Origin of the sequence: Dongia sp., from assembly GCF_041910485.1 — a bacterium.
Taxonomy (GTDB): Bacteria; Pseudomonadota; Alphaproteobacteria; order Dongiales; family Dongiaceae; genus Dongia.
In genome coordinates, this window is sequence record NZ_JAYRQR010000031.1 from 173,769 (window position 1) to 179,926 (window position 6,158).

The 6,158-nt window shown below is 63.4% G+C and carries 7 protein-coding genes; 2 read left to right on the forward strand and 5 right to left on the reverse strand.

Features of this window, described 5'->3' with window-relative positions; genetic code table 11:
• Positions 1-4: 4 nt before the first annotated feature.
• Together ACE3PP_RS09760 and ACE3PP_RS09765 are read right to left on the reverse strand one after the other, a co-directional pair.
• A complete protein-coding gene (locus ACE3PP_RS09760; RefSeq protein ID WP_374381197.1) occupies positions 5-943 on the reverse strand; it encodes a DMT family transporter in 939 nt (312 codons plus the stop codon).
• A gap of 11 nt (positions 944-954) precedes the next feature.
• A complete protein-coding gene (locus ACE3PP_RS09765; protein ID WP_374381200.1) occupies positions 955-1,500 on the reverse strand; it encodes a DUF2244 domain-containing protein in 546 nt (181 codons plus the stop codon).
• 69 nt (positions 1,501-1,569) lie between these two features.
• Between ACE3PP_RS09765 and nth the strand changes: the two genes are divergently transcribed.
• Positions 1,570-2,211: an endonuclease III gene (gene nth, locus ACE3PP_RS09770; protein WP_374381203.1), complete on the forward strand. Its 642-nt coding sequence runs from the start codon at positions 1,570-1,572 to the stop codon at positions 2,209-2,211.
• A 216-nt stretch (positions 2,212-2,427) separates the two neighbouring features.
• Positions 2,428-3,444: a hypothetical protein gene (locus ACE3PP_RS09775; RefSeq protein ID WP_374381206.1), complete on the forward strand. Its 1,017-nt coding sequence runs from the start codon at positions 2,428-2,430 to the stop codon at positions 3,442-3,444.
• A 154-nt stretch (positions 3,445-3,598) separates the two neighbouring features.
• Here the strand turns inward: ACE3PP_RS09775 and ACE3PP_RS09780 are convergent, their stop codons facing one another.
• From ACE3PP_RS09780 to ACE3PP_RS09790, 3 genes are all read right to left on the reverse strand, one after another.
• Positions 3,599-5,020, reverse strand: a complete 1,422-nt coding sequence (locus ACE3PP_RS09780; protein WP_374381209.1) for a DUF4139 domain-containing protein — start codon at positions 5,018-5,020, stop codon at positions 3,599-3,601.
• A gap of 124 nt (positions 5,021-5,144) precedes the next feature.
• On the reverse strand, positions 5,145-5,777 hold the full coding sequence (locus ACE3PP_RS09785; RefSeq protein ID WP_374381212.1) for a flagellar motor protein MotB: 633 nt from the start codon (positions 5,775-5,777) through the stop codon (positions 5,145-5,147).
• 30 nt (positions 5,778-5,807) lie between these two features.
• A partial coding sequence (locus tag ACE3PP_RS09790) for a hypothetical protein (protein WP_374381215.1) occupies positions 5,808-6,158 on the reverse strand: 351 nt, incomplete at its 5' end.

Consider the following 6,158-nt stretch of genomic DNA (forward strand, 5'->3'; position numbering starts at 1 on the left):
CGCGTCAGCTGCGGAACCGTTTCAACCGGGGCAGGGCGAGGCCCACCAGAATGAGGATGAGGGCCACCAGCGCATTGAGGCCCGGCACTTCGTCATAACCGAAATAGCCCCAGCCGAGTCCCATCACCGGCACCAGGAAATTGTTGGTGGAGGCGAAGCTCGCCCCGGATCGGCGCATCAGGGTGAAGAAGAACCAATTGCCGAAGGCGGTCGAAAGAAGGCCCAGCCAGCAGAGCGCAAAGACGGCATTGCCATTCCAGGCCAGTTCCCACGGCCGATCGATGATGAGCCAGACCGGCAGGATGGAGAGGAACCCCAAGGCCAGGATGAGGCCGACGGTCATTTCGGCACCCATCTGCGGCAGGCGCCGCGCATTGACCCCGTAGAGCGAATAAGAAAGGCAGCCGCCGATGATGGCAAGCTGGCCGATGACCTGCGCCCCCAGCCCTTGCAAGGCATCGACACCGACCAGGGTCACGACACCGGTAAAGCCGAACAGCACGCCGGCGATCTTGGGCAGCGACAGCTTCTCGTCATGGGTCATGACATGGGCCAGCACCAGGACGAGGAGCGGAATCGTCGCCATCAGGATGGCGGCGAGCTGCGAGGTGGTGAATTGCTCGCCCCAGCCGATGAGGAAAAAAGGCAGCGAGTTGCCGATGATGCCGAGGAGGACGAGCCGCAGCCACAGGCCAGGCCCGCCGGGTCGGTCGGGACCAGCCACGCGCGCAGGGAAGGTTTGGCCGCGCAGCTTCGCCACTGTGATGAGAACGACGGCCGCCATCAAAATGCGCAAGGTGGCGAGCGTCAGCGGCGGCATGCCGTTGCTGACCGCGATCTTGATGAAGAGGAAGGATGAGCCCCAGACCAGACCGAGCAGCAACAGCATCGCGAATTCGGTAGCACCCGGATGGCGCAGGGAAGGTGCCGCATGGGCGTTCATGGCGGCGTCCTTCAGGCGGTCCGGGCGTCGTAGCGGCCGGCCTTGAGATGGCCCAGCACCTGGGAGAGTTCCCCAGCAAAATCGCGCCGCTCGGGCGCCGAGAGGAAGGCGCCGATCTCCAGATCCCTGCCGTGGCTGCGCAGGTAAAGCGCATTGTCGGGTTCGGCGGCGCGGGCGAGGATCACCTGCAGCCAATAGGGTTGCAGCGAAAAGCTGGTGAAGCGGCCCTTCCCATCCAGCCGCTCGACCACCAGACGGTCCGGATAGAGCCGCAGCCGCTCGGCCCGCCGGTCGCCCCGCAGATGCTTGGAAAAGAGCAGCCAGAAGAGCAGCCATTCGGCGCCGATAAAGCCGAAGATCGGCCAGGCGCCCATGAGCAGGAAGGTGAGCGCATAGGCGCCCATGATGAGCGCGGTGCCGATCCCCAGAATGAGATAGCCGCGCCGGCCGAGCGACCGGTGCGGGTAGAGCAGCGCCTCGAACACGGGCAGCTCCAAACCGTCCGCTTGCGCTGCGACCGGTTCCTGAAATTCGCGCGTCTTCTCTTCCGTCGACATGAGGGCGGAGTATAGAGTGGCTGACCACAGGCACAACCCGGCAAGCCATCCCGCAGCGACAGCACAGCTATGCTCAAGAAAGACCAGATCAACGCCTTTTTCACGCGCTTGCAGGCGCAGAATCCCAGCCCCAAGGGCGAGCTCAACTACGTCAATCCCTATACCCTGCTGGTGGCGGTGGTGCTGTCGGCCCAGGCGACCGATACCGGCGTCAACAAGGCGACGGAGAAGCTCTTCAAAATCGTCGATACGCCGGAAAAGATGGTGAAGCTCGGCGAGGCCAGGCTCAAGGACCATATCAAGACCATCGGCCTCTTCAATACCAAGGCGAAGAACGTCATCAAGCTGTCGGAAATGCTGATTGCCGAGCACAAATCCCAGGTGCCGCGCGACCGTGCGATCCTGGAAACGCTGCCCGGCGTCGGGCGCAAGACCGCCAATGTGGTGCTCAATATCGCTTTCGGTGAACCAACCATCGCCGTCGACACACATATCTTCCGCGTCTCGAACCGCACGGGCCTCGCCCCGGGGAAGGACGTGCTGGCGGTGGAGCTGGCGCTGGAAAAAAAGGTACCGGAAAAATTCAAGCTGCATTGCCATCACTGGCTGATCCTGCACGGCCGCTATGTCTGCAAGGCCAGGAAGCCGGATTGCCCGGCCTGCGTCGTGAAGGATATCTGTCAGTTCAAGGGAAAGACGGTGCTGGGGTAGGGGAGGGTCGTGGCGCTTTGTTCGCTTGCGCGCACTCCCACCTGGTCGGCGCATGCCGACACCCCCACCCTAACCCTCCCCCTGAAGGGAGAGGGAATCTCACCGAGTTGGTGGGATGGTTCGTGCTAACTCGCTCGAGTCCCCTCTCCCTTCAGGGGGAGGGTTAGGGTGGGGGTCGGTGCCGCGTTCAAAATGACATCAAGGAGAGTCGCCATCGTGTTGCGTCATGTCATCATCGCTGCGTTGTTCATCACCGCGACCGCTGCCGCGCGCGCCGAAGAGACTCCTGCGCAGGCCGCGCCCGGGGGTGTCCTGGGCGAGATCGCGCCCGGCAATGGCTGTGTGCTCGACGAGCAGGCCGCGCAGTTCGAGAAGCGCAAGGCGGCCGGGCCTAAGACAGAGGTGCGGATGAGCCTTGGCGACCTCACGCTGACGCTCTATCCGCGCGACCCTGATGTCGATACGGCGGATGGTGACTTGCCGCTGGAATTCCTCACCATCGCGCGGCGTGAATCCGCGGGTGGCGAGACCTGCGAACACATCATCGCCGACGCCAATGTCTTCATCGTCTGGGCACGGCCGGAAATGCCGGATGGCTATTCGGCGGCGGAACCGGCGCCGCTCGCCATCCTCTCCTCTTATTCCGGCGGGGCGCATTGCTGCACGACGCTCTATGCGCTCTTTCCGGGGAAGGAGTTCAAGCTGCAATCGCTTGAGCTCGGCAATGCCGAAGCGGCTCTCACCCAGGATTGGGCCGGTGGCGCCCCGCATCTCACCTTCGGCGATGACAGCTTTGCCTATTGGAACACGTCCTATGCCGGTTCGCCCGGTGGCGGCGTCAAGCTCGACTGGTCGCCGGAGGGTTACAAGCTTTCGGATTCGATGCGCAGCGACGCGCCCGACGATGCGGCACTCGCCGCCATGCGCGACGAGATCAAGGCGGCGCTGGTCGAGTTCGGCGGTCCCTACACGGCGCAAGGGTCAACCGGCGACATCCCGCCGACCAAGGGCGAACTTGATCCGGTGATCTGGAGCGATCTCCTCGATCTCATCTACGGTGGGCATGCGGATATCGCCGCCAAGCTTTTCGACGATGCCTGGCCGGCGGAGGTCAAAGGCAAGCGCGCCTTCTGGCGCGATTTCGTCAAGCAGATGGAAGCGACCTGGATCTGGGAGCCGTGGAACCTCAAGGACCAGCTCGATCCCGAGATGAAGTTCGAGCAGGGGGAGTGAGGGAGAGCGGAGATAGAGACAGGAGCCACCCCCCACCCCGACCCTCCCCCTCAAGGGGGGAGGGAGTTTCGACCGAGTGGTCGCAACAATCTCGCTCCAATTCTCTCCCCCTTGAGGGGGAGAGTTAGAGAGGGGGGTGTTGCCCGTAAGCGACTCAGATCTTGATACGCACGCTGTACTTCAGGACCGTCGCGCCTTCGGCCGGCACGTCGATCAGCCATTGCGCGGTGTTGGAATCGAGCTGTTCGTGCTTGGCCGTTTCCTCGAGCATCTTCCATTCGCCGGGGAAGGCTTCGCGGAGATCGACGGTGACCTTTTCCTTCTTCGCGTTCTTCACCTCGATCTCATAGGCATTCTCGAAAAGATCGTCGGCAAGCTTGGTATAGCCGGTCTGCTTGGCGCGGGCGGTGATGTCGAACGCTTCGCCCAAGGTCAGATCGACGCGCTCATTCTTCGGCGTATGGTCGATATGATCCTCGCCGACGAAGAGGGCATTGCCGGCATCATCCTTCTTGTAGACGCGCACCACGCCCGCCGGCAGCGGCATGCCCATGTGCGATTTCTCGTCATTCTTGAACTTGAGCTTCACGGTTGCGTTCTGGCGCGGGCCTTCGCCGAAATTGTAGCCGTAATTGCCCCAGACATTGGCACTGTTGGTGAAGAGATATTGCTTTTCGACCGGCACCTCGGCCGCCGCCAGCATCGCCACCTGCTTGGTCTGGTTCTCCTTGATCGTGGTCGGGCGCTCAAGGCTGTAAAGGTGATACTCGAACGCCGCCTGCTCGACCATCTTGGGGGCCGAGGCCGGCATCGCATCCATCGCCACCATGCCGCCGGCGCGCTCCAGCATCGGCTGCACCTGGTTGACATTGCCGGCGACGAGCTGGAGCTTCGCTTGCCTGTAGGTGATGCCGCTCTGGTTGGTGAGCGTCACCAGCCCGTTGATGGAGACGGTCTTCTCATCGGCCGAGAGATCGGCCACGTAATCGGCCGACCAGGAAAGGCCGCGGCTCAAATAGGAAAGATCGACCGGAATGTCGCCGGCCTTGTCGGCCACCGCCTTGATGACCAGCGTCGGGCGCGCGCGCAAATTCGCGGGCACCGCTGAATAGACGAAGCGGCCGGGGATCGCGGTCTCGATGCGGTCGCCGATCTTCAAGACTGCTTGGCCGCCCGCCACGGAAAGCACTTCCGCTTCCTCGCTGGTGTCGGCACCGGTTTCCGGGTTGGTGCGGAAGACTCGGATCTTCTCGCCCACCGATTTCTCTAGCAGCTTCTCTGGTGTCAGCAGGTCGAAATCGAAATTCTGCTCCAGCACGTCGAGCGCACCGTTCGGCGAATTGAGGAGCGCCGTCTCGGGCCGCATGGCGGCGGAGACGTCGATGAAGGCGATGTCGTTCTCGCCCGCCGTGACGCTCACCTTCCGCGAGTCGCGGATGAGGGCGAGGTCCTGATTGTAGATGGTGACACTGACCCCGGTCTGGCTGTCGGTCGAAAGCGCGGTCTCGGCAAAGGCGCCACCAATGGCGGTGAAGCAGAGGGCAAGCGCGGTGCCGGCAACGAGAAGAGAGCGCATGGCGATATCCTTGATGTTGGGTGAAATGCGACGCCACGATATTTGGTGGCGGATTGCGGCAAGACTATGACGGGAGGGTCCCGCCGCTCAAGCGACGGCGATCACGATTGCGTGGGGTACGCTGTCATTCGCCGGCCTGGCGGCGGATAACGAGGCGAACATGCGGCGCGCTGTCGGCGCTGAGGCCGACGCGGGCAATGAGGCCCTCGGGTGCGCCGGCATCCTGGAGGCGCGCCTTCATGGCGTTGGCGATGGTCATGCCCTTGTTCCAATTCTCGGGCCCACCCAGTGGCATGTCCGCGCCGAGACTGGTTTCGTTGGGCAGGACCGAGATGAGGCCCGCGAGCGAGAAGACCAGATCGTCATCGCGTTCGGCATCCTTGGCTTCCAGGCGCGCCAAAGGTAGATCGAGCAGGACGCTGCTCTCCTGGGCGAGGACCGTGACGCCCTTCAGTGCCGGCGCCGAATCGATCTTGGTTTGGAGGAGGGTGGCGAGATAGTCGGTGTCGCGTCCTTCGTCCGTTTTCTTCTCGGCCATGGATTTGTCGGCCGACCCGTCGCTGCTCTCGACCTGTTCGGTCGGCGTGATGCCGAAGGCCGCCTGCATCTTGGCGCGGTCGGTCTGCGCCAGCGAATAGAGCAGCACGAAGCTTGCGAGCAGGCAGCCGGCGAAATCGGCAAAGCTCATCAGCCAGACCGGCTGCTTGACTTCGTGGCGCGGCGCTTCGCCCGCGCGGATGAAATCGTCACCCGACATCAGCGCGCGCCCTTCATGGATTGGCCCCCATCATGGGTTGGCCTCCGGTGCGGGCGCCACGAAATCCTGGGCGGGCAAAGCGAGCGTCACCAGCAGGGTGAGCGTCTCCTTGTCGCCGGCTTCGTTGCCGATGAAGAGCCGCGCCGGCTTGATGCCGCTCTTCAAGGCGGCATCGGCGAGCGCGCCGGCATAGCCGTTGCTCAAGTCCGGATCGGCAAAACGCAGCTCGACTTCGTAGCTGGCCTCGGTCGGCAGCTTGGCAAGGCCCGCGGTGAGAGACGAAAAGGCGTCGCGCATCTCGCGCGTCGCTTCGCCCCGTGTCGTGTCGATGGCGACCGCAACGGGGATCGCCAGCATCAGATTGTCGCCACCACTCTCCCC